This is a genomic window from Glutamicibacter arilaitensis Re117 (assembly GCF_000197735.1).
Classification (GTDB): domain Bacteria; phylum Actinomycetota; class Actinomycetes; order Actinomycetales; family Micrococcaceae; genus Glutamicibacter; species Glutamicibacter arilaitensis.
Genome location: NC_014550.1, coordinates 1160367 through 1181259 on the forward strand (window position 1 = coordinate 1160367; position 20893 = coordinate 1181259).

Genomic DNA, 20893 nt, shown 5'->3' on the forward strand with positions numbered 1-20893 from the left:
CCTGCGATCCTTTGACATGAATCGAGGCGGGACCGACCAGGAATTCCTGGTTGGCCCCGCCTCGTGTTTTTTGTGGTCAGCTCAGCCCAACTGTTCCTGCTCATGGGCAAAACGCAACTGCACTGAACCATTATTGGATGACAGTGCGGCGTATCCGCCGATTGGCAATGTGAACATGGGCGAGGTGTGCCCGAAATCGAGGTTGGCCACGACCGGGATGCGCTGCAGAATCGGGTGCTTAGCGATAACTTGCTCCAAAAGACTGCGGGTAATGCCGGATTCCAACTGGAAACGTCCAATTGCCAGCCCGGTGATGAGGGCGCCAGCAGGCGATTGCAGAATGGAAGCAAGCTTCCGAGCGACTTCGTGGATGTCTTCTGAGCTATCTTCTTCGATGAACAGTATTGTTCCGTCCAAGGACGGCATGAATTCGGTGCCCTGCAGCAGATGGAGGGTTCCCAGGTTTCCGCCAATGACCTTGCCGGTTGCCGTTCCCGGGGTGAGGACCCATGGACCTTCGGTCGTGTGTACAGTCCTGTGGTCTTGATCCATGAACCACAAGTCATCGGTGAACTCGCTAGTGTGCTCAATTGACCATGAATGCTCGTGGGTTGCGGTTTGGAACCATTGTCCAGTTGGTTCAAAATGATCGCGCATGCCAAAAGATGACCAATGCGCACCGACGTAGGTGACCAATCCGGTTTTGGCGTGCACCGCATTAGCTAGAGCGGTGAAATCGGAATATCCGCAGAAGACCTTGGGGTTCGCTGCGATGAGCTCCCAGTCGAGGTGGGGGAGCAGTTCGTTTGAATTGAAGCCTCCAATCACCGAGATGATTCCCGCCACCGATGGATCGGCAAAGGCCGCGTGCATGTCGGCTATGCGAGAAGAGATTGGCGAGCTGTCGAAACTATCATTCTCATCAACGTGCTTGCCGAATTCCTGCTTGAGTCCCATGGCAGCGAAGCGTTCATTGATCCACTTCCTGTTGTCGAACTCCAGCACAAACGTGCGCGAGCAAGATGGTGCGATGGCCCGGAGGGTGTCTCCGGTGCGCAGTCGAGCAGGAACTATCGATGGTGACACTTGAGTTTGCATGCATTTAGTTTAGGCGTTGACATGGTTCATGAAAATGGTAAGTGCAAATTAATAGGCGCTGAACTGAAGAACTTTTCGCAAAGATTAGTAGTATTCGGCGTCAAGGACTGGGAGATCTGCGAAGAATTCGCTAACGTGGGGCGGGATAGATCTATTTCTCTAAGGAAAGTTGGAAATCAAGTGAAGTCTCTCTTCGACTTGGAATTCAAGCGCTTCATTACTCCGTCGATCATCAAGATCGTTTACATCCTGGTCATGATCTTGCTGGCCATCGGATACATTGGACTTGTCGTTACGTCCTTCCAAGCTGATGCCTTGCTCGGCTTCTTGATGTTCTTGATCGTGGGACCGCTGTTCGTCCTGATCTACTTGGTGATGGTTCGTGCAGGACTCGAGTCCTTGATTGCGCAGATTCGTACCGCGGAGAACACCGCTGAGCTTGTTCGCTTGGCTGGTGGCACCCCGCCAGCAGATGGCGGCCCGCGCCCATTCCCAGGTAATCCTCCAGCTCCACAGCAGCCTCAGGATCCAACCGCCAATGGCGGCCACACGCCACCGGCTAATCCATACCAGAAGTAATCCCAACAAAGACTGGCCCGCACCAAGGTGCGGGCCAGTCTTTTATGTGCAGTCCGGTAGAACAAAGATTTACCAGTTGCTGGACGCCTTCAAGGACAGCACAGGACAAGAGGCCTGGAGCAGAATCCGTTGGGCGTTGCTTCCCATGAGGAATTTGCCCATGGGGGTCCGCTTGCGCATGCCGATTACGATGAGCTCCGCTCGTTGAGCGCGAGCTATATCGAGAATCTGATCAGCTGCATCGGCACCTTGCGGATGGCGTTCAATCCAGAAATCGATACCGGCTTCGGAAAGCCGAGCTTCCAAATCGTGGAATTGTTTCGCATCAATGAGCTTGTCATCAATGAGCTGGTCGCCTTTTGACGTGTTCACCACGATGAGTCGGGATTCACGGCATTTAGCTTCGAGAATGGCCCGGGCTAGGGCGCTTTCACCTTCAGGCGAGGGAATGTAACCCACTACGATCGTCATGATTCATCACTTTCAGCAGCGTTGGCATGCTCTGTTCTCTTTGCTGATGGCTCCTGCTCCGATGCAGAACCGGTACCGTGCAAGACTGGTTTCGCAGTCTCTGCCGCAGTGCCTGCCAACAGTGCGTCGCTGGCTGCGGTGCCAGTGCCGCGCTTGCGTCGAATACTGGAAATCACGACAGGCAAAAGCAACAGGATTGCAATGAGCACATAGATGCCAACTGCAAGCGGCTCGCTCCACAACCCAGAAACTTCACCGGCGGAAAGCTGGAACGACTTGCGCAACTGCTCCTCGGCCATGGGGCCAATAATGACACCCAAGATCAGTGGCAGCACTGGAAGCCCGAAGCGGCGCAGGGCAAAGCCCAGCAAACCGATTAGCAGCAGCAACCAGAGATCCGCGACTTGCATGTTCACGGAGAATGCACCCAGTGTTGCGAAGAACAAGATCCCGGCGTACAGATACGGGCGAGGAATCTTCAGCAGCTTGGCCCACAGCGGCGCCAACGGCAAGTTGATCAGCAACAGCAAGGTGTTGCCGATGAACAAGCTGGCAATCAACGCCCACACCAAATCTGGCTCATTTTCGAACAACAGAGGACCGGGCTGGATTCCTTTCATGGTCAAGAAAGCCAGCATGACCGCAGCAGTAGCGTTGGTCGGCAGGCCCAAGGCCAGCATTGGAGTCAAGGTGCCAGCGGCCGAAGCGTTGTTGGCCGCTTCAGGTCCTGCAACGCCCTCAATGGCGCCGTGGCCGAACTCTTCAGGATGCTTGGACAGCTTCTTTTCCGTGACGTAGGAAAGGAAAGTCGGAACTTCTGCGCCGCCGGCCGGCAAGGCACCAAAGGGGAAACCGAACGCGGTGCCGCGAAGCCACGGCTTCCACGAACGCTTCCAATCCTCTTTGCCCATCCAGGGGGCTCCTACGGGGATGGTACGTGCCGGGCTGGTACGCAGGTGGGCGGCAATCCACAATGCTTCACCGATGGCGAAGATTGCGACGGCCACCACCACGATGTCCAAACCATCTACCAGTGGTGCGAATCCAAAGGTCAGGCGCTGCTGCCCGGAGACCGGATCCATGCCGACCAGGCCAAGGGCCAACCCCAAGCCAAGGGCTGCAAAGCCGCGGATCTTGGAGGAACCCAAAACAGCAGTCACGGTCACCAAAGCCAAGACCATGATGGCAAAGTAGCTCGGTGCGCCAAGGCTCACCGCGAACTTCACCACGATCGGCGCGACCGTTACCAGCAAGGCAGTGCCGATAGTGCCGGCGACGAAGGAACCAATGGCAGCAGTGGCCAGTGCCTGAGCTGCACGTCCAGCTTTGGCCATTTTATGGCCTTCAATAGCCGTGATCACCGTGGCAGATTCACCGGGGGTATTTAGCAGAATCGAAGTGGTTGACCCGCCGTACATGCCGCCATAGTAAATGCCGGCAAACATGATCAGCGCGCTGGATGTTTCCATTCCGAAGGTCAAAGGCAGCAGCAGTGCCACAGCCATGGCAGGCCCGATGCCAGGCAACACGCCAACGGCGGTTCCCAAGATCACGCCGGCGAAAGCGAAAAGCAAGTTGACAGGGGTCAGCGCCGAAGCGAATCCGCCCATCAGTAAATCTAGAGTTTCCATTTAGAGCACACCCGAGAGTATTCCGGCTGGAAGCTTGATGCCCAGACCTAGATAGAAGCCGTAGAAAGAACCGAAAGCCAGCGCCAGGGAAATGACCAGCGTCAAAACCCAGCGCCGGGCACCCAGGCAGGTGGCTGTCCCAAAGAACATGATCGTTCCGGAGATAACCCAACCAACCCAGTTCACAATCAGCAGGTTCAGCATGAAGATGCCGATCAGCGGAATCAGGACTTTCCAATCCGAAGGCTGCCTCAGATCCACATCCTCGCCTTCTTCGCCCGTCGCGAGGTTTCCTCGCAGCACGGTGATAGCCAAGGCAATGGCCGAAAGAACCAGAATGCCCGACACGACGTAAGGCAGGGCCTTGGGACCAACAACGTCTGCCTGGGAGTACGTCACATGGAGCTGCGACGCATCAACAAACACAATGATGCCGACGATAAGAAGAAACGCGGCGAACAGGAGTTCGACGCGTTTCATCTTTGCGGTGCTTACTTCGCTCACGCCAGACCCAGGGTCTTCAGAACGCTGGCTACGCGCTCATCCTGCTCAGCGAGGAACGTAGAGAACTCTTCACCGGTCATGAAGGCATCGCTCCAGCCGTTGGTGGCCAATGCTTCCTTCCATTCGGCCGAGTCATGCATTTCGGTGATCAGCTGGACCCACTTGGCCTTGTCTTCTTCGGAGATCTCAGGTGGTGCGACCAAGCCACGCCAGTTTGAGAAGACCAGATCGATATCAGACTCGGTCAGGGTTGGGGCATCCACGCCCTCCAAGCGTTCTTCACCACTGGTGGCCAGTACGCGAACCGAGCCCTCTTCGATCTGCTGCATGTATTCGCCGGCGCCGGATGCCGCGAACGCCAGCTTGTTGCCCAGGATGGCTGGCAGCAGATCGCCACCGCCGTCGTAGGATACGAAGTTCACGTCCTTGGGATCAACGCCCACAGCTTCGGCCAGCTGCATTGGCAGCAGGTGGTCCGGACCGCCTGGGGACGAGCCGCCACCGACCGAGAGCTTGCTCGGGTCTTCCTTCCAAGCCTTGACTAAGTCGTCAATGGTCTTGTACGGAGAATCCTTGGAAACCATGATCGCTCCTGGCTCTTCGATGAGCTTGGCGATCGGCGTGGTTTCGGTCAGCTTGGCTTCGGTCTCGTTGGTGTAGCTGGCGCCCACGACGCCCAGGCCCATGAGCATGGCCAGGTCGCCATTGCCCTTTTCATTGATCATGCGGGCCAAGCCGACGGTGCCGCCGGCACCTGCAAGGTTGAAGACCTCTGGGTTGCTGGCCAGCGATGCGTCATCCATGACCTTGGCGGCAACACGGGCAGTGGTGTCGTAGCCGCCGCCTGGGGTGTTCGGCACCATGATGCGGAGGTTCGCGATGGGGCCCTTGGACTCTGCGGCGTCAGTGCTGGAAGACTCTGATGTCACGCCGCAGCCAGTGGCGGTCAGGGCCAGTGCAGCGGCAGCTGCCAGCGCGCTCAGCGCACGGAACGGCTTGAAGGGTTTCATGGGGATTCAGCCTCTTTGCTTTCATCGGGGTTGCGAGTGATACCAACTTACGTGTCATCGTGAGCCGGGTCACTCTTGCGTACTCAAAGAAAATACTGTTCATTGTGTAACCGGAAATTGTGATCTGAACCATTCGAATCTTCGGTAAGGTAGCACAGTGCCCGGATGCAGGTGCCAGCAAGGACCTGCCGGGTGCAACGTGGATTTCTGGAATATTGGGGGCGAGGCAATGGGTGCCGTGCGTTTCTGGCTCGCTAATCTGTACACGCGCCGCAAGCTGACACTTGCAGGGCAGTACCTGATACTGCAATTGCTCATTATCGCGGTGGTGCTGGCCGGGGTCATCACGGTATCGCTGACCCAGGCCACCAATAACTTCGAAAAAATCGAGGGGCGCCGCAGCCTCTCGGCCGCCGAATCGCTGGCTGCGAACCCCCTGCTGCGCGTGCTCCTGCCCGAGGCGGAGCCGGAAATGGGTTCGGCGTTGCCTGCCATGGGCGAATCGGTGCGCAGCACCTCGGGTCTCCAATTCGTGACCATTGCCGATCCCCGGGGAACGGTCGTCACCTCCAGCTACCCGGATGAAGTCGGAACCTCGATACTGCACCCTGAATCCGCCGTCACCGAAGGCCGCGGATGGACCGGGGAAATCTGGCGCAATGGCAACCACGTCTTGATTGCGCAGGTTCCGGTGCTGGACGACGAAGGGAAGATGGTCGGCATCGTCAGCGCCGGCCAAAGCTATCCCAGCACCGGCGAGATGATCCAGGAGATCGCTCCCAACGCCTTGTTCACCCTGGTCATTTCCCTGCTGCTGGGCACCTCCGGCTCAGTCTTGCTGGCCCGCTGGGTCAAGCACCAGACCCGTGGGCTTGAACCGCGGGAAATTGCAGAGCTTTTCGAGCATCGCGAAGCCCTGCTGCACGGAGTCAAAGAGGGAATCATCTCGGTGTCGCCGGATAGCCGGGTGATGCTGGCCAATGATGTCGCCATCGAGCTGCTCCAGCTGCCCAGCCACTGCGTGGGCAAGACCCTGGACGAATTGGATGTTGTTCCGCAGGTGCGCCATGCACTGACCACCAGCCAAGAGCTGCCCGACCGGCAATTCCTTGTCGGCGAGCGGGTATTGGTCTTCAACCGGATGCCGGTCAAGACCGCCAGGCGGGATTTGGGATCGGTCACCACCTTCCGCGACAAGACCGAACTGACCCTGCTGGAACAAGAACTTGGGGACAGCAAGGCCACCGCCGACATGCTCAGGGCGCAGACCCACGAATTCGCCAACCAGCTGCACGCAATTTCCGGGTTGATCCAGCTCGGGGAATACGACGAGGTCGTGGGCTTCATCGATGGCGTGAGCTTCAGCCGGAGCAAGATCTTCGAGGACGTCTCCGCGTGCATCGCCGAACCCACGATTGCCGCGTTGCTGATTGCCAAGTCCAGCGTGGCCGCCGAGCGAGGGGTGCACCTGAAGATGGCGCCTAGCTCAACCTTGGGCAGGTGCGAGGACCAGCTGGCTCGGGATCTGACCACCGTGATCGGCAATCTCGTCGACAACGCGATGGACGCGGCCGCTGCGGCTGCCAATCCGGAAATCCAGGTCAGGATCGAGGAAACCAGCGAGCTGGTGCGAATCACCGTGAGGGACAATGGAGAAGGCATCGCGGAAGATGCCATGGACGAGATCTTTACCCAAGGTTTCTCCACCAAGGACAGTGCGGTTTCCGGCGGCAGGGGCTTCGGCCTTGCCATCAGCCGCCTGGTTTGCCGCCGCCGCGGTGGAGAGCTGGCCGCGGCCAATGTCCAAGGCGCCCGGTTTACCGCCACGCTCAGGAAGTAGGAAGCAAGAAGTGATCAAAGTACTGGTGATCGACGATGACTTCATGGTCGCCAAGGTGCACTCTGGATTCGTCAACAGCGAACCGGGGTTCACCGTGGTCGGCGTGGCGCACTCCGCCGGTGACGCGATCAAGGCCGCCGGCGCGCTCTCGCCGGATCTCATCTTGCTCGATATCCATTTGCCGGACATGAACGGCCTGGACCTCTTGCAGCGCCTGCGCGAAGTCCAGCCGGAGCTCGATGTCCTGGTGATCAGCGCGGCGCGGGAAATGGATACCGTGCGCCGCGCGCTTCGTGGCGGCATCGTCCACTATCTGATGAAGCCCTTCTCGCGGGATGACCTGCGCGAACGGCTGGAGCACTACGCGAAGGCCTACCAGCCGCTGGGCGAAGCAGCGGACCAGGAATTGCAGCAGGCCGATGTGAACATGCTCTTCGGGCTCGGCGGACAAAAGCGCCGGCCTCTTCCCAAAGGCTGCAGCGCCGAAACCATGGAACTGGTTGAGAGCATCGTCAAGGAAGCCGCCGAACCCATCTCGGCCACCGAAACCGCGCAGAAGCTGGGCACGTCCCGGGTGAGCGCTCGCCGGTATCTGGAATACCTGGCAGAGGAAAACCTGGCTCAGGTGAACCTGCGCTACGGGGGAGTCGGCAGGCCCGAGCGCCGCTACTCATGGAGGGGCTAGCCCCGGAACTTGGGTTTTGCAGATCAGAAAGCACTGTGGCTGCGTCCAAAAGCACGCAGCCACAGTGCGCGGTTCTGCTCAGCGCTACTTTGACTTGGCCTTTTCAGTGGCGGCCAAGTCTTCCACGCTTTCGGACGGAACGGGAGCCATGTAGCGTTCCAGGCTGTCGTCCAATTCGCTGAGCCACGGCGTATGGTGCGTGGCTGCCATGGTACCGGTCATGACCGAAGGATAAACCTTGTCCCGGTAGGTCATGATGTTTTTCTTCTTGTCGTTCTTCCACGCCATGAAGGTACGGGTGACCTCATCCAGATCGAACATGGGGTAATCGGTCTGCTCGATGAGATCGCGAATGTAGTCGGCCTGGAACTTCACTTCGTCTTCAGCGGTTTCAATGGCATTAAAACGCTTCAACCACGCATCGATGCTGATCCGCTGGTCGCCCGCTGCGGGGATCGAGGCCTTCCCGGTAATCAGATCACGGACGTACCATGCTTGGGCATCGAACATGTTGAAGGTGAACCACTGGTCCTGGGCGCCCAGGTAATACAGCTTGTTGTTGTTCTCGGATGCGACACCACGGTACAAGGTATCCGGATATACGTTGTTCGGCGAGTCCAGAGCCAACCCGGAGGGCAAGAACGGGTAATGGTGGAGGTAGCCGGTACAGAGGATTACCGCATCGAACTTGCGTGATACGCCATTGCTGAAATGGGCCGTGGACCCTTCGAAGCGATCGATGAGCGGAAGCTCCTCAATGCCCTGGGGCCAGTCGAAGCCCATCGGAGCGGTGCGGTAGCTGTAGGTGACCGAGCGCGCACCCATCTTGAAGGACTGGACGCCGATGTCCTCGGCAGAGTAGCTGGCGCCGATGAGCAGGATGTCCTTGCCGGCGAAGCGCTCGGCTCCACGGAAATCGTGGGCATGCATGAGCTCTCCGGGAAAAGTGCCTATTCCTGCGAATTCAGGAACGTTAGGGAAACTGAAGTGGCCGGTTCCGACCACGACATGGGTGAAGTCGCTAGACGCAGTCTTGCCGGTTTTCAGATCTTCGGTGGTGACGGTGAAGAGCTCGGTGCTTTCGTTGTAATCTACCCAGCGGACCACGGTGGCAAAGCGCACGTACTTCTTTATATCGGATTTCTCTGCACGGCCATTGATGTAATCCCAGAGCACTGCTCGTGGCGGATAAGATGAAATCGGCCTGCCGAAATGCTCATCGAAGGTGTACTCGGCGAATTCCAGGGCTTCCTTCGGGCCATTGGACCAGAGATTGCGGTACATGCTCGAGTGCACTGGTTCGCCGTATTTGTCGATCCCGGAGCGCCAGTTGTAGTTCCACTGGCCTCCCCAATCATCCTGCTTTTCGAAGCAGACGATTTCTGGGATATCCTGCCCTGTTTTCTTGGCAGAATCGAAAGCCCGCAGCTGGGCGATGCCGCTGGGTCCTGCTCCAATGATTGCGACGCGTTGAGTCAAGCGTTCCTCTCCGGCCTGTAAGCCTTGAAAATCTCGCGCCGGCCGCAGTACCGGAATCCGGGATATTTGGCCGCGCGTTACAACAAATGTGCTCTAAACCAGTTCTCTAGCCGTGCGGACGGGAGGTGCAGATTTCTATATGAAAACCTTCCATAGGCACAGGCTATAAATCCCCATTCTACCAGCCGTCAATTATATGGATCTTGAATGCAGAGGTCAGTGGGTATTTTCGGAATGAGTCAGCCGGAAGAATAGCGTGCAATCGAATGCCAAAGAGGGTGGTCAGGAGTTGGTACAGAGCAGAAGGGAACGCTGTGGTGCAGCCCCGATGGACCCCGGATCAGCTGCACAGCGGAATGCGGGTGCTGGAACTTTTGCGAGAGTCTGAAAATACAGGGGCGCAACGTTGAAAACCGCGCGTAATCATGTCGTTGAAAGGGGAGCTGTGGCAGGACTGAAGAGTCCAGTAGCTTCGTCGCGGTGCCGGGACCTGTCCGGAGGAATTAGCTCCAGGGATTAAACGAAGGACGCTACAGTATTCTGTCGGTGCTCGCTGGCCGGATAGGAGCCGAGGATCTTGATTTCCCAGGTGAAGAAGTCCAGCTCCTCTAGGGCTCGGCGTACCGGAAGATCGTCGGGGTGTCCTTCGATATCAACCATGAAAGTTGTGGCCACGAAGCCGGAACCCACCATGTAGCTTTCCAAGCGGGTGAGGTTCACGCCGTTGGTAGCGAAACCGCCCAGGGCTTTGTATAGGGCGCTGGGTACGTTGCGAGCCTGGAAGACCAATGTGGTGATCACGGATTCTGGCATGGTGGAGCGATTCGGGAGATCCTGCCGGCGTGCAAGTACAACGAAACGAGTTGTATTGGTCTGGTCATCCTCCACTCCTGTAGCCAGCGCTTCCAAGCCATAGAGTTCTGCTGCCAGAGGTGGCGCCAAGGACAGCTTGGTGGGATCATTCCAATCGCGTACCTCGCGCGCGGAACCTGCGGTATCCCCGGCAATGACCGGGGTCAGCTGGTGCTCGCGGATGATCTTGCGGCACTGGCCCAGCGCATGGATGTGGCTGTGCACTTCAGTAGCGCCCGCAATGGTGCTGCCTGGCAGCCCCAGCAGATCGAATCGGATTCGCAGGTAGTGCTCGGCCACGATCTGCAGCTGCGATTCGGGCAGCAAGACATGGATATCGGCAACGCGTCCGGCCAGCGAATTCTCGATAGGGATCATGGCCAAGTCCGCTTCGCCGTTTTCCACCATGGAGAAAGCATCTTCAAAGCTGGCGCAGGGCACCGCTTCCTTATCGGGGAAAAGTTCTGTGCAAGCCATATTCGAGTTGGAACCGGCTTCGCCCTGATAGGAAATCTTGTTGCTCATTAAAACAACATAGCCCAGCGCTACCGGAGGGCAGAAAAGCAAGTACCAAGGTTTCGTACGCGTATCGGGAAAGTGCTTCTGGAGTGCGATGGACGTTAAATCGGCTCCCTGTTGGGCAGCAACATCACTGGGGTATGATGTGGATCACTGATGAAGCAGTGGGGTCTTCTTCTATTCTTGGGGGTGCAATTTGGCGGAACCTACCTTGATTGGTTCGGTGCAAAAGGCGCTTCGCCTGCTTGAAGCTGTGGCATCCAGCGCTATGCCGTTGCCAGCGAAAAAGTTGGCACGCATGACAGAGCTTCCTTTGCCGACCACTTACCATCTGCTGCGAACTTTGGAGTTCGAGGGGTATCTGTCCAAGGTAGACGGCGGGTATGCGATAGGCGCCTCAGCGCTAACCGTCCAGAACGAGACCGTGCAAGAATTCCTTCCTCGGATAAGGCCAGTTTTGCGCTCACTTAGCGCCGAGCTGGGTGCGGCCACCTATTTGACTACCTACCAAGAAGGCGAAATCCATTTGCTCGCCATGGTCGAAGGGCCTGAAGGTCGCAGTGTGGATCTGTGGGTGGGCATCCATGAATCGGGCCATGCCACGGCATTTGGCAAGGCGATCCTGGCCAACGTGAGCGAGGAATTGCGCGATGCCTACATCAACAGCCATGACCTGCATGACCTGACGCCCCACACCATCACCAGCAAGGGCAACCTGGAGCGCAGCCTGGCCGAGAATGTTCCCATCTGGTCGGATAAGGAAGAGTACCTGCTGGGGATCAGCTGCCATGCCGCCCCGATCCGTTCCAATGGCTTGGTTGGTGCTGTTGCTGTTTCACTACCCTCGCAGCGCACGTTGGCTGCGGAAGAAACGGTGAGCCTGAAGCGCGCCGCTCGCAGGTTGGGATTGGCCATGGGGACACCTCTTATCACCATTTGAAATTCCTCCTCTTGTTGAGCATATGACGTGGGTTGCATGATTGAGTCCTCGGCCCAAGGAGGGGACATGGACTCGAACACTCAACGTGAGCTTTACCAGCAGATGGTAATGATCAGGACATACGAAGAGACGATCTTGCGTGAGTATCACGCCGATAAAAAGCCGGTATTCGATATTGGCGCTGGCCTGATTCCCGGCGAAATGCACCTGGCCGCAGGACAGGAACCAGTAGCCGCCGGAGTCTGCGCGCATGCAACCGAAGGCGACTCCGTCACCGCGACGCACCGTCCGCATCACTTCGCACTGGCCCACGGTGTGGAGATCAATGCGATGACCGCCGAGATCTTCGGCAGGGTTGACGGGCTGGGCCGCGGTCGAGGCGGACACATGCACCTGTTTGATCCGAAAGCCAAATTCTCCTGTTCCGGAATCATCGGCGAAGGCTTGCCAGTAGCCGTCGGCCAGGCCCTGGCCATGAAGCGCCGAGGCACCAATAATGTAGCCATCGCGGTAGCCGGCGAAGGCGCCGCCAACCAGGGTGCCTTCCATGAATCGCTGAACCTTGCGGCCCTATGGAAGCTGCCAGTGATCTTCGTGGTGGAAGACAATGATTGGGGAATCTCGGTTCCGCGCTCGCAGTCCACCTCGGTGCCATCCAACGCGGTGCGAGCAGCCGCCTACGGCATTCCCGGAGTCCGGGTTGAAGACAACGCTGTTGAATCCGTCTACGAAGAAGCCGGCAAGGCATTTGAACGGGCGCGTAATGGCGGGGGACCGAGCTTGCTGGAAGTGAGCACGCTGCGCCTGTGGGGCCACTTCGAAGGCGATGCCCAGGGATACCGCTCCGATCTGGAAGGAGTTCCGGGCCGCGACCCGATTCCGACCTACGAGCAGACCTTGCGCGATGCACGGGTCATTGACGATTCCTTCGTTGAGCAAACCCGCAGTGAAGCGGTCAAGCGGGTGGAAGCAGCAGTGGAATTCGCCAAATCCAGCCCTGAACCTGATCCATCCACCGCCGGCGACTACGTTTTCGCATAGCGAATAAGGAGCATGAAATGGCTACGGATGCGACAGGCACTCGCCGCCTGAATACTGCCAAGGCCACCGTTGAGGCGATCGCCCGGGAAATGGAACGCGATGAAAACGTGTTCGTCATGGGTGAGGATGTGGGACCCTACGGCGGCATCTTCTCCTCGACTACCGGCTTGCTGGAACGTTTCGGGCCAGAGCGGATCATCGATACGCCCATCTCCGAAACAGGCTTCATCGGCGCTGCGATCGGTGCTGCCACCGAGGGCATGCGCCCGATTGTGGAATTGATGTTCGTGGACTTCTTCGGAGTCTGCATGGATCAGATCTACAACCACATGGCCAAGATCCACTATGAATCCGGCGGCAACGTCAAGGTTCCGCTGGTGCTGACCACCGCAGTGGGCGGCGGCTACTCCGACGGCGCGCAGCACTCACAATGCCTGTGGGGCACTTTCGCCCACCTGCCGGGAATGAAGGTCGTGGTGCCCAGCAACCCAGCGGATGCAGCTGGACTGATGACCGCGGCGATCCGCGACGACAACCCAGTGGTGTTCATGTACCACAAGGGCATCCAAGGCTTGGCGTGGATGAAGAAGAACCGACGTTCGATTGGCCCGGTTCCTGGAGGGGACCACGTCGTGGAGATCGGCAAGGCCGCGGTACCGCGTAGCGGCAAGGATGTCACCATCGTGACGCTTTCGCTTTCGGTGCACCACGCACTTGACGTGGCCGAGGAGTTGGCCGGTGAGGGCGTGGATGTCGAGGTCATCGACCTGCGCAGCATTGTTCCCATGGATACCCAGGCGATTATCGACTCGGTAACCAAGACCGGACATCTGGTCATCGTAGACGAGGACTACCAATCCTTTGGCCTTTCCGGTGAGATCGCTGCCCGGATCGCGGAGCATGATCCAACCATCTTGAAGGCGCCGATTGGCCGCGTGGCCAATCCAGATCTTCCAATCCCATACGCTCGGACGCTGGAATACACGGTACTGCCGACGCCGGCACGAATTAAGGAAGCAGTATTGAAGCAGGTGGGACGATGAGCCAGGTACTATTCCCCGTACTTTCCGAGAAAGACCCCGATGCTGAAGGCACCGTTGCCACCTGGTTTGTGGATAGCGGAGCCACCGTGGCCGAAGGTGAACTGATTGCAGAAGTTGCCGTGGACAAGATTGACATGGAAATCAACGCACCGGCCGCCGGCGTCTTGACTCACCTAGTCGAGGAGGGTGCCGTCGTTATCCAGAACTCGGCGATTGCCAGCATCGCCTGAAAAGACCTGCAGGCTTTTCACCCGTTCCCCCCCCAAAAACGGAGAAACGCCAGCTAAGCAGGAATGCAGCCCCGAAGCTTCCCCCAAGGCTTCGGGGCTGCATCGCGCTGGTCGCTAAGCGGTGTCAGGATGCGCGGTAATGCTCCGCCAGCTTCTGCAAGCCTTCATCGATGCCCACTTCAGGTTTCCAATCGAGAACCTCGTGGGTTTCGCGCTGGTCGAACCAATGCGCGGTGGACAGCTGCTCGGCTAGGAAGCGGGTCATCGGAGGTTCATCGTGCACCAGGTTGCGCGAACCGGCGGCAAGCCACAGCTTCTCGATGACCGAGCCGGCGCCGCGGGCCAGCCAGCCTGGAACGTTCAGCTTGGGAGCCGGGGCGCCGCCTGCTTGGCAGATGCCGGCGATCAGCTCGCCCACTGGCCGCGGTTCGCCGTTGGTAACTACCAGGGCCCGCCCATGGGCGTGATCCATGCGTTCCAGTCCGCGGACAATTGCTGCAGCAGCATTGTCGATATAGGTGGTGTCGATCAGTGCAGCACCCTGATCCAGCAACGGCAGCCGTCCGGCTTTGGCTCGTTGGATGACACGTTCCACCAGCTGGGTGTCGCCCGGACCCCACACCACGTGCGGTCGGATCGCGGTCACGCGAAACGCTGGCGAATCCGCGCCCAGCGCCTGCAACTCAGCGGCGGCCTTGGATCGCGCGTAGGATCCATGTGCCTTATCCGGATCAGCTTGGCCCGCACCGGCGCCGGCCAGTGAATCGCCAAAGTGGGCCACGGAAGGCGAAGAGACGAAGACGAAATCCTTGACCCCTGCATCCTTGGACGCTTCGAGCAGGTTGCTGGTACCCGTGATATTTGTGGCGACGAAGTCTTCCCACGCACCGGTGAAGGAGACCTTGGCCGCCAGGTGGATGACCGCGTCCATGGACTCAACGGCGGCGGCTACAGCTTGCTGATCGGCCAGCGAGCCGCGGACTTCATCGGTGGCTGATGCGGAAGCTCCACGCTGGAAGGTGCGCACATGGTGGCCCTTGTCGCGCAACAGCTGGGCCACAGCGCCGCCGAGCATGCCGCTGGCGCCGGTGACCAGAACACGACGGGCAGTGCCAGTATTTTCCGATGAATTCATGGCTTGCGGATCCTTCCACCGGCGAGGGTCGCGGTAGCCCAGTCGGCGAGCGCGGCCCGGTCAATCTTGGAATTATGGCGGATATCCGTTGGCAGGTTGGGCACCACCAGGACGGCGGCCACCTCGGTGCCGGTGGCACCGACCGCGGTGCGTACCTGGCGGGCCAGATCATTGGCGGCCGGGCCCGGCTTGCGGGCAGGGGGCACGGTTTCCATGACCACCACTGCAGCCTGGGTACCGGCAGGACCGACCCCGACCAATGCGGCACGACCAGCGCCGGCAACCGATTCAACCGCATGCTCGGCAGCTACCGGGGTAATGGCTCCCTTGGAGGTGCGCAGCACGTGGCCAAGGCGGCCCTCGACCCACAGGCGTCCGGCCTCATCCAGATGCCCGACGTCGCCGGTGCGGTGCCAGCCGGGGATGGAGGTACTGAGCTGCTCGGTAATCCACAAGCGGTCATAGCGGTCCTTGACGTGGGGTGCGCGAACCAGGATTTCACCGGTGGCATTCGGGGTGTATTCCGGCTGATCGCCGGCCACGCCCAAGGCGTCAATCGGTGCGATGGCAACAGTGGCCCCGGCCACGGCGGTGCCCACGCACACTCCATTACCCGCTCCGGCAGCGCGGATCCCGGGCAAGTCGATATCGGTGACCGGCAGTGCTTCGGTCATTCCGTAGGGGGTATGGACCCGGGCGTTGGGAACCAGATCCTGGACCTTGGCCAGCAAGTGCTCGGGAATCGGGGCGCCGGCCGAGAGCATCAGCGAGACCCCTTCCAAGGTCTCTCGCTGGGCTGGGTTCAGCGCATCCTGGGTTTCCAGCACGTTAGCCAGCGCGGCAGGGGAGGCGAAGACCGTGGTTGCGTCCACCGCGAGAGCGGCATCGGCCAGTGCAGCAGCAGTTAGCGTGCGCGGAGCGGTCACATCCATATCGGGGGTGACCGAGGTGGCGCCCAAGGCGGGGCCTAGCAGCGCGAACGGGGCAAAGCCCGCCACCAGCGCGGAACCGGCCTTGAGGTTGTAGGTTTCGCGCAGGGTATCGCGCATTGCAGCCAGTTCGCGGTGCGTGTACACCACGCCCTTGGCCGGGCCAGTGGAGCCGGAAGTGAACAGTACCGCAGCGTCTGCATCCGGGGTGGCCGGTTCAAAGGCCAGTTCCTGCGCAGATGCCTTGCCGCCAGCTGCGTAGAGTTCGGGCAAGGTATGGGCGACACCCAGCAGCTTGCGCTTGGCAGTTGGCAGGTCTTCGGCAGCAATCTTGATTCCGGGCCAGCCAAAGAGCCGGGCTCCGGTCAGGGCGCGGTCGATGCCAACCAGGTAGCTTGGTCCAGCGCCCTTGATGGCTCGTCCCATGCCCTTGGTGCCAAGACCCGCATCGGCCACCACGATCACTGCGCCCAAGCGCAGGCAGGCGTAGATCAGTGTGGTCAGTTCGATGCCCGGCGGAACCAGCAGGTTCACCCGGTCCCCGGCCTTCACGCCGATCTGCTGCAGGCCTGCTGCCAGTGCGTTCACGCGTTCGCCAAGCTCGGCCCATGACAGCGAGCGTGCGGGGTTGATGTCCACGACCGCAGTTGTTTGGTCTTCGGTGCGCGAGTCCAGCTCGGCAAGCATTGGGCGGTATTCACCCAAGGCTTCGGCGCGCGAGATGTTCTTGGAATTCTGCTCGCCGGCAAGCCACTGGAAGATCGGGGTGGCGATGTCGTTGTCTTCGCCTACCAGGTGGCTGGAGCCTTCGAAGCGGTGCACCTGGGCGTGTGGCAGCCGGGACATCAAATCGCGCAGGTAGCGGTCGGAGAAGACCGGGTCCTTCGGTCCCCAGAGCATCAGTGCCGGGACCTTCAAGGAGCGCACTGCTTCGGAGATCTCATCCAATGCCGGACGGCTCGGGTGCTCTTGGGAGAACGGGATGTCGGCAACGAAGTTGGCGACGCCCTCACGCTTGTCAGCGCTCGTGTAGGGAGCCATGAAGGCCTTGCGCACTGCCGGAGCCAGCGCAGGCTGCGCCAATGCATGGGTCACCTGCAAGAAGGCGGGAGAAGTCTTGGTGCCCCAGCCATGCACGGCAGGGTGCGAGGCGAGTTTCAGGGCGGATGGAAGCTCAAAGCCTGCCGGATGGATTGCGGTGTTGGTCAGAACCACGTTTTCCAACTGGTCCGGGTGGGCGACAGCCCAGCCCAAGGAGATGATCCCGCCCCAGTCGTGGCCCACAGTGGTGATCTTGCCGGTCAGGTCCAGGGCTTGGGTCAGGTCGTTGAGATCATTGACCCGGTCAGCCAAGCGGCGGAACTTGCCGGTCCTCTCCGAGAAGCCCATATCCAGCTGGTCCACGGCCACTACGCGCCACGGCAGCTGGTGCTCGGAGACATGGTTCAGCAGGCTGCGCCAGATGTAGGACCAGGTGGGGTTGCCATGTACGCACACCAAGGTGCCTACCGGCTTTATTCCGCGTTGTTCAAGTTCTTCGTTGTTATCCAGGAAGTGCCACCGGTGCTCGGTGCCCGGGCTGTCCACCTGGGAAGTGGACGGCACGTCCAGATACTTTGAATAAATTGCATTTACACCGGGGAAAAGCTCGGTCACCAGGCAATCTCCATCATCGCGGTGTTCAGGCCCGAGCCGACGCCCATGCACAGCACCCGATCGCCCTTCTTCAGCGAATCGGCTTCCTGGGACAGGGTCATCGGCAAGGATGCAGGGCCAACGTTGCCCCATTTGGAGAACGTGATCGGCACGCGGTCCTTGACCAGGCCCACGGCCTTGATAATGGCGTTGGTGTAGGACTTGGAAACCTGGTGGGTCACATAGCGATCCATGGACTTCCAGTTCCATCCGGATTGATGGGCTTCATCCCAGGCATCCACGACCAGTTCGAGGCCGTTATCCAGCAAGCCCTTGGTGTCCGTGTACATGCCCGAGGGACCGCCGACACACAGCTCGTGGTGCTCGGTGCCGGCACGCGATACGCCGCCGACGATGCGGTGCGCTTCCGGGTGCGCATCCGCTGGGCCAATGACCGCAGCGGCGGCGCCGGAACCCAAGGTCAGCGTGGCGAATTCACGCATGTAGTCATCGCGCGTGGAAGTTTCAGCGTTCAGCCGCTGGAAAGTGGTTTCCTGCGTTGGCTTGGCGTCTTCGCCGGCAACAATCAGGGCGTACTTGATCTGGCCCGAATCGATCATGTTCGCGGCCAGGCTCATGCCGTTGACGAAACCGAGGCAGGCATTGGCTACGTCGAAATTCATGGCGGAGGATGGCAAGCCCAAGCCGTTGTGCACCTTGGAAGCCACCGATGGCTCCAAGTTGCGGCGGGTGACCGAAGTGTTGATCAGCAGGCCGATTTCGCTGGCATCGACACCGGCCTGGGCCAGCGCCTTCTTGCCGGCAAGAATTGCAGCGTCGTCGAATTCAACGCCATCGGACCACCAGCGGCGTTCCTTGACCCCGGAAACTCGTTCCAGAAGCTTCTTGGACAGGCGAAGACGTTTCAGGCTAGGAGCAAGTCGCTCGTCGAATTCTGCAGAGCTCACCACCTCGGGTGCGAGGACGCTGTTCACTGATAAAAGCGCAACGTTGTGGTGCTTAAAGGTGGCATTGCCGTTCAAAATGGTGCCTTCGTTTCTGCTGGACTATCTATGTGCTGCGTGCTGCATTGAAACGTCGTGGCCGATGAGGTGAGTGCCATCGGCTGCGTATGTTGTTCTCCCTAGGTTATTCCCTGCATGACGCCAAGACCTATTTGAGCGCGTGTTTTCAGCCGAAAGCTGGAATCAGTGCCTATGCAGACTATATCGATCCTACAGACTAGTCCTTTGAGAATCATGGAAAGGAGGCGGTTCGTGAATTGGGCTTGCTTCCATCGGGGCAAGGCAGGTGTGCGCCAAGAAGCGATCATCAGGGTCAAATCTGAAACCCCGAACATGAAAAGCGAGGTGGTTCACATCCCGGTATGGATCTCGGGTTTCATAGATGAAGCATCAAACATATTGATGCACCCGAGCCCTCATCGACTGAAGCGGTGTCTCATGACCTCACCTGCAGTAGAAACGAAAGCAAAGTTTCCTGATGTACTGCGATTCCTGGCGTACAGCCTGATCGGCATCTTTTTCTTCTTCGTCCCCCGTGGCACTTAACGGCAAGAGCACCATCCCACTGGACCACCGAGTGACCTGGGTGCAGAACGCGGCTGCACCGGCGGTGCCGGCCTACGCGCTGCTGGTGCTGCTGGCCGGAACGATCATGCCCTTTGCCACCGGCGGTTGGAAGGCTTCCAAAGTCCGCGGACTGTTCGCCTTCTTGAACGTGCTGGGTCTGCTCGTAGGCTGCGCTCTGGTCTTCGGCTTTGCGCCGGCCTGGCTGATGGAGCCGGACATGGGTCCATTCCTGTTCGAAAAGCTCGTAATTCCTGTGGGCCTCATTGTTCCCATTGGCGCGATCTTCCTGGCGCTGCTGGTCGGATATGGCCTGACGGAATTCCTGGGCATCTTCTGCCAGCCCGTGATGCGCCCAGTGTGGCGCACCCCGGGACGCTCAGCCGTTGACGCGGTGGCCTCGTTCGTGGGCAGCTACTCTCTGGGCTTGCTGCTGACCGACCGCATGTACCGCGCCGGACGCTACACCGCCCGCGAAGCGGCGATCATCGCCACCGGCTTTTCCACCGTGTCAGCAACCTTCATGATTATTGTTGCCAAGGCGCTGGATCTGATGGATCACTGGAGCCTGTACTTCTGGCTGGCGCTGTTCGTAACTTTCGCAGTCAGCGCCGTCTCGGTGCGCATCCCGCCCTCGAGCCGAATTCCTGACACCACCTTCCTGGGCGTAGAGCACGACAAGGAACAGCCTGTAACTGGAAGCCGTCCGCGCGCAGCGTGGGCAGCGGCCATGGTTTCGGCGAAGTACGCGCCATCGCTGGGCAAGAATATTCTGATCAATGTCTGGGACGGTCTGAAAATGGCAATGGCCATTCTTCCCTCCATCTTGTCTGTGGGCTTGATCGGCTTGGTCCTGGCCGGTTACACTCCGATCTTCGATTGGCTAGGCTACCTGTTCGTTCCATTCGCCTGGGTTGTCGGGCTCGACGACCCGCTGCTGGCTGGCAAGGCTTCGGCTACCGGTATCGCAGAAATGTTCCTGCCAGCTACGCTCGCCGCCGGACATGAGTCCTTGGAACTGCGGATGGTCATTGCCATCGTTTGCGTTTCGGCGATTATCTTCTTCTCCGCACTGTTTCCATGCATCTTGGCCACGCAGATCCCGCTGAGCATTCCGCAAATGGTTGTCATCTGGTTCCAGCGCGTCGTGCTGACCAACCTGATCGCCACTCCACTGGTGCGCATGATCTTATAGCGCTCGCCGATCACCAGCCATGGAAGCTTGAAGGCGCTATTACCACCGCATCTGCCTGGTGGTAAGGGCGCCTTTGGCATTTGAAGCCAATGCGCATCCCTGCACGGGCGCGTAGCTTGGCGAATCCTGAACGCTGTTGCATCCTCATGCGCTTCAACGTTGAATGGTCGGATCACGACGAGGGAAAGCAGGCTTACATGAATCATATTCACGAATCAGTTGCACCCACGCAGGGGGATCCGAGTATTCCTCAGCAACCCGATCCACCAGCGCAGCCACCGGCTCCCGATGCTCCACCTAGCCCATCGCAACCTGATGGACCGCCCAGCCCGTCGCAGCCAGATGGTCCGATTGCGCCTCCTGGGCCGTTGGATCCTTCTGAACCAGCACCGGGGCATCCGGTTGATCCGACAACTCCACCGGCACCTGCAATCCCGTGAGATGGTCCCCGAAAGGTGGACTAGCTGAGAAATAGATCCGAATCAAGT

Annotated in this window: 17 protein-coding genes and 1 pseudogene; 8 read left to right on the forward strand and 10 right to left on the reverse strand. The window is 59.3% G+C overall.

Going from position 1 to position 20893, the window contains the following annotated elements; genetic code table 11:
• Nucleotides 1-81: 81 nt before the first annotated feature.
• The gene (locus AARI_RS05800) at nt 82-1086 is read right to left on the reverse strand and encodes a S66 family peptidase (RefSeq protein ID WP_231849449.1); all 1005 of its coding nucleotides are present in this window, start codon (nt 1084-1086) and stop codon (nt 82-84) included.
• Nucleotides 1087-1278: 192 nt separating this feature from the next.
• Here AARI_RS05800 and AARI_RS05805 point away from each other — a divergent pair, with 192 nt between their 5' ends.
• Complete coding sequence (locus AARI_RS05805) at nt 1279-1677, forward strand: DUF4282 domain-containing protein (RefSeq protein WP_013348400.1); 399 nt, start codon at nt 1279-1281, stop codon at nt 1675-1677.
• Nucleotides 1678-1746: 69 nt separating this feature from the next.
• Here AARI_RS05805 and AARI_RS19180 read toward each other — a convergent pair whose 3' ends face one another.
• From AARI_RS19180 to AARI_RS05825, 4 genes are read right to left on the reverse strand one after another with little or no spacing between them, the layout of a single operon-like run.
• Nucleotides 1747-2148 (reverse strand): universal stress protein, encoded by a 402-nt coding sequence (locus AARI_RS19180; RefSeq protein WP_013348401.1) that lies wholly within the window; start codon nt 2146-2148, stop codon nt 1747-1749.
• The gene (locus tag AARI_RS05815) at nt 2145-3779 is read right to left on the reverse strand and encodes a tripartite tricarboxylate transporter permease (RefSeq protein ID WP_041648573.1); all 1635 of its coding nucleotides are present in this window, start codon (nt 3777-3779) and stop codon (nt 2145-2147) included. Before AARI_RS05815 ends, AARI_RS19180 begins: the two co-directional genes overlap by 4 nt.
• Complete coding sequence (locus tag AARI_RS05820) at nt 3780-4283, reverse strand: tripartite tricarboxylate transporter TctB family protein (protein WP_013348403.1); 504 nt, start codon at nt 4281-4283, stop codon at nt 3780-3782. It lies immediately after the preceding gene.
• A complete protein-coding gene (locus tag AARI_RS05825; RefSeq protein ID WP_013348404.1) occupies nt 4280-5293 on the reverse strand; it encodes a Bug family tripartite tricarboxylate transporter substrate binding protein in 1014 nt (337 codons plus the stop codon). Before AARI_RS05825 ends, AARI_RS05820 begins: the two co-directional genes overlap by 4 nt.
• A 229-nt stretch (nt 5294-5522) precedes the next feature.
• Between AARI_RS05825 and AARI_RS05830 the strand changes: the two genes are divergently transcribed.
• Together AARI_RS05830 and AARI_RS05835 are read left to right on the forward strand one after the other, a co-directional pair.
• Nucleotides 5523-7133: a sensor histidine kinase gene (locus AARI_RS05830; protein WP_013348405.1), complete on the forward strand. Its 1611-nt coding sequence runs from the start codon at nt 5523-5525 to the stop codon at nt 7131-7133.
• 10 nt (nt 7134-7143) lie between these two features.
• A complete protein-coding gene (locus AARI_RS05835; RefSeq protein WP_013348406.1) occupies nt 7144-7818 on the forward strand; it encodes a response regulator in 675 nt (224 codons plus the stop codon).
• An 84-nt stretch (nt 7819-7902) separates the two neighbouring features.
• On the opposite strand, the gene AARI_RS05840 is transcribed toward AARI_RS05835, so the two are convergent.
• The gene (locus AARI_RS05840) at nt 7903-9297 is read right to left on the reverse strand and encodes an NAD(P)-binding domain-containing protein (protein ID WP_013348407.1); all 1395 of its coding nucleotides are present in this window, start codon (nt 9295-9297) and stop codon (nt 7903-7905) included.
• 516 nt (nt 9298-9813) lie between these two features.
• Entirely contained in the window at nt 9814-10674 is an 861-nt protein-coding gene (locus tag AARI_RS05845; protein WP_013348408.1) for a prephenate dehydratase, read from the reverse strand.
• Nucleotides 10675-10891: 217 nt separating this feature from the next.
• On the opposite strand from AARI_RS05845, the gene AARI_RS05850 reads away from it, so the two are divergent.
• From AARI_RS05850 to AARI_RS05865, 4 genes are all read left to right on the forward strand, one after another.
• Complete coding sequence (locus AARI_RS05850) at nt 10892-11608, forward strand: IclR family transcriptional regulator (protein ID WP_269446611.1); 717 nt, start codon at nt 10892-10894, stop codon at nt 11606-11608.
• Nucleotides 11609-11674: 66 nt separating this feature from the next.
• Nucleotides 11675-12649, forward strand: coding sequence for a thiamine pyrophosphate-dependent dehydrogenase E1 component subunit alpha (locus tag AARI_RS05855; protein ID WP_013348410.1), 975 nt, complete (start codon nt 11675-11677; stop codon nt 12647-12649).
• A 17-nt stretch (nt 12650-12666) separates the two neighbouring features.
• Entirely contained in the window at nt 12667-13692 is a 1026-nt protein-coding gene (locus AARI_RS05860) for an alpha-ketoacid dehydrogenase subunit beta (protein WP_013348411.1), read from the forward strand.
• Entirely contained in the window at nt 13689-13922 is a 234-nt protein-coding gene (locus AARI_RS05865) for a biotin/lipoyl-containing protein (protein WP_013348412.1), read from the forward strand. The genes AARI_RS05860 and AARI_RS05865 overlap by 4 nt, the downstream gene beginning before the upstream one ends.
• Nucleotides 13923-14046: 124 nt before the next feature.
• Here the strand turns inward: AARI_RS05865 and AARI_RS05870 are convergent, their stop codons facing one another.
• From AARI_RS05870 to AARI_RS05880, 3 genes are read right to left on the reverse strand one after another with little or no spacing between them, the layout of a single operon-like run.
• Entirely contained in the window at nt 14047-15057 is a 1011-nt protein-coding gene (locus tag AARI_RS05870; RefSeq protein ID WP_013348413.1) for an NAD-dependent epimerase/dehydratase family protein, read from the reverse strand.
• On the reverse strand, nt 15054-17645 hold the full coding sequence (locus AARI_RS05875) for an alpha/beta fold hydrolase (RefSeq protein WP_041649466.1): 2592 nt from the start codon (nt 17643-17645) through the stop codon (nt 15054-15056). The genes AARI_RS05870 and AARI_RS05875 overlap by 4 nt, the downstream gene beginning before the upstream one ends.
• Nucleotides 17639-18664, reverse strand: coding sequence for a 3-oxoacyl-ACP synthase III (locus tag AARI_RS05880; protein ID WP_013348415.1), 1026 nt, complete (start codon nt 18662-18664; stop codon nt 17639-17641). The genes AARI_RS05875 and AARI_RS05880 overlap by 7 nt, the downstream gene beginning before the upstream one ends.
• Nucleotides 18665-19084: 420 nt before the next feature.
• On the opposite strand from AARI_RS05880, the pseudogene AARI_RS05885 reads away from it, so the two are divergent.
• Nucleotides 19085-20405: pseudogene (locus AARI_RS05885) on the forward strand (YjiH family protein).
• The last annotated feature ends 488 nt before the right edge of the window (nt 20406-20893 follow it).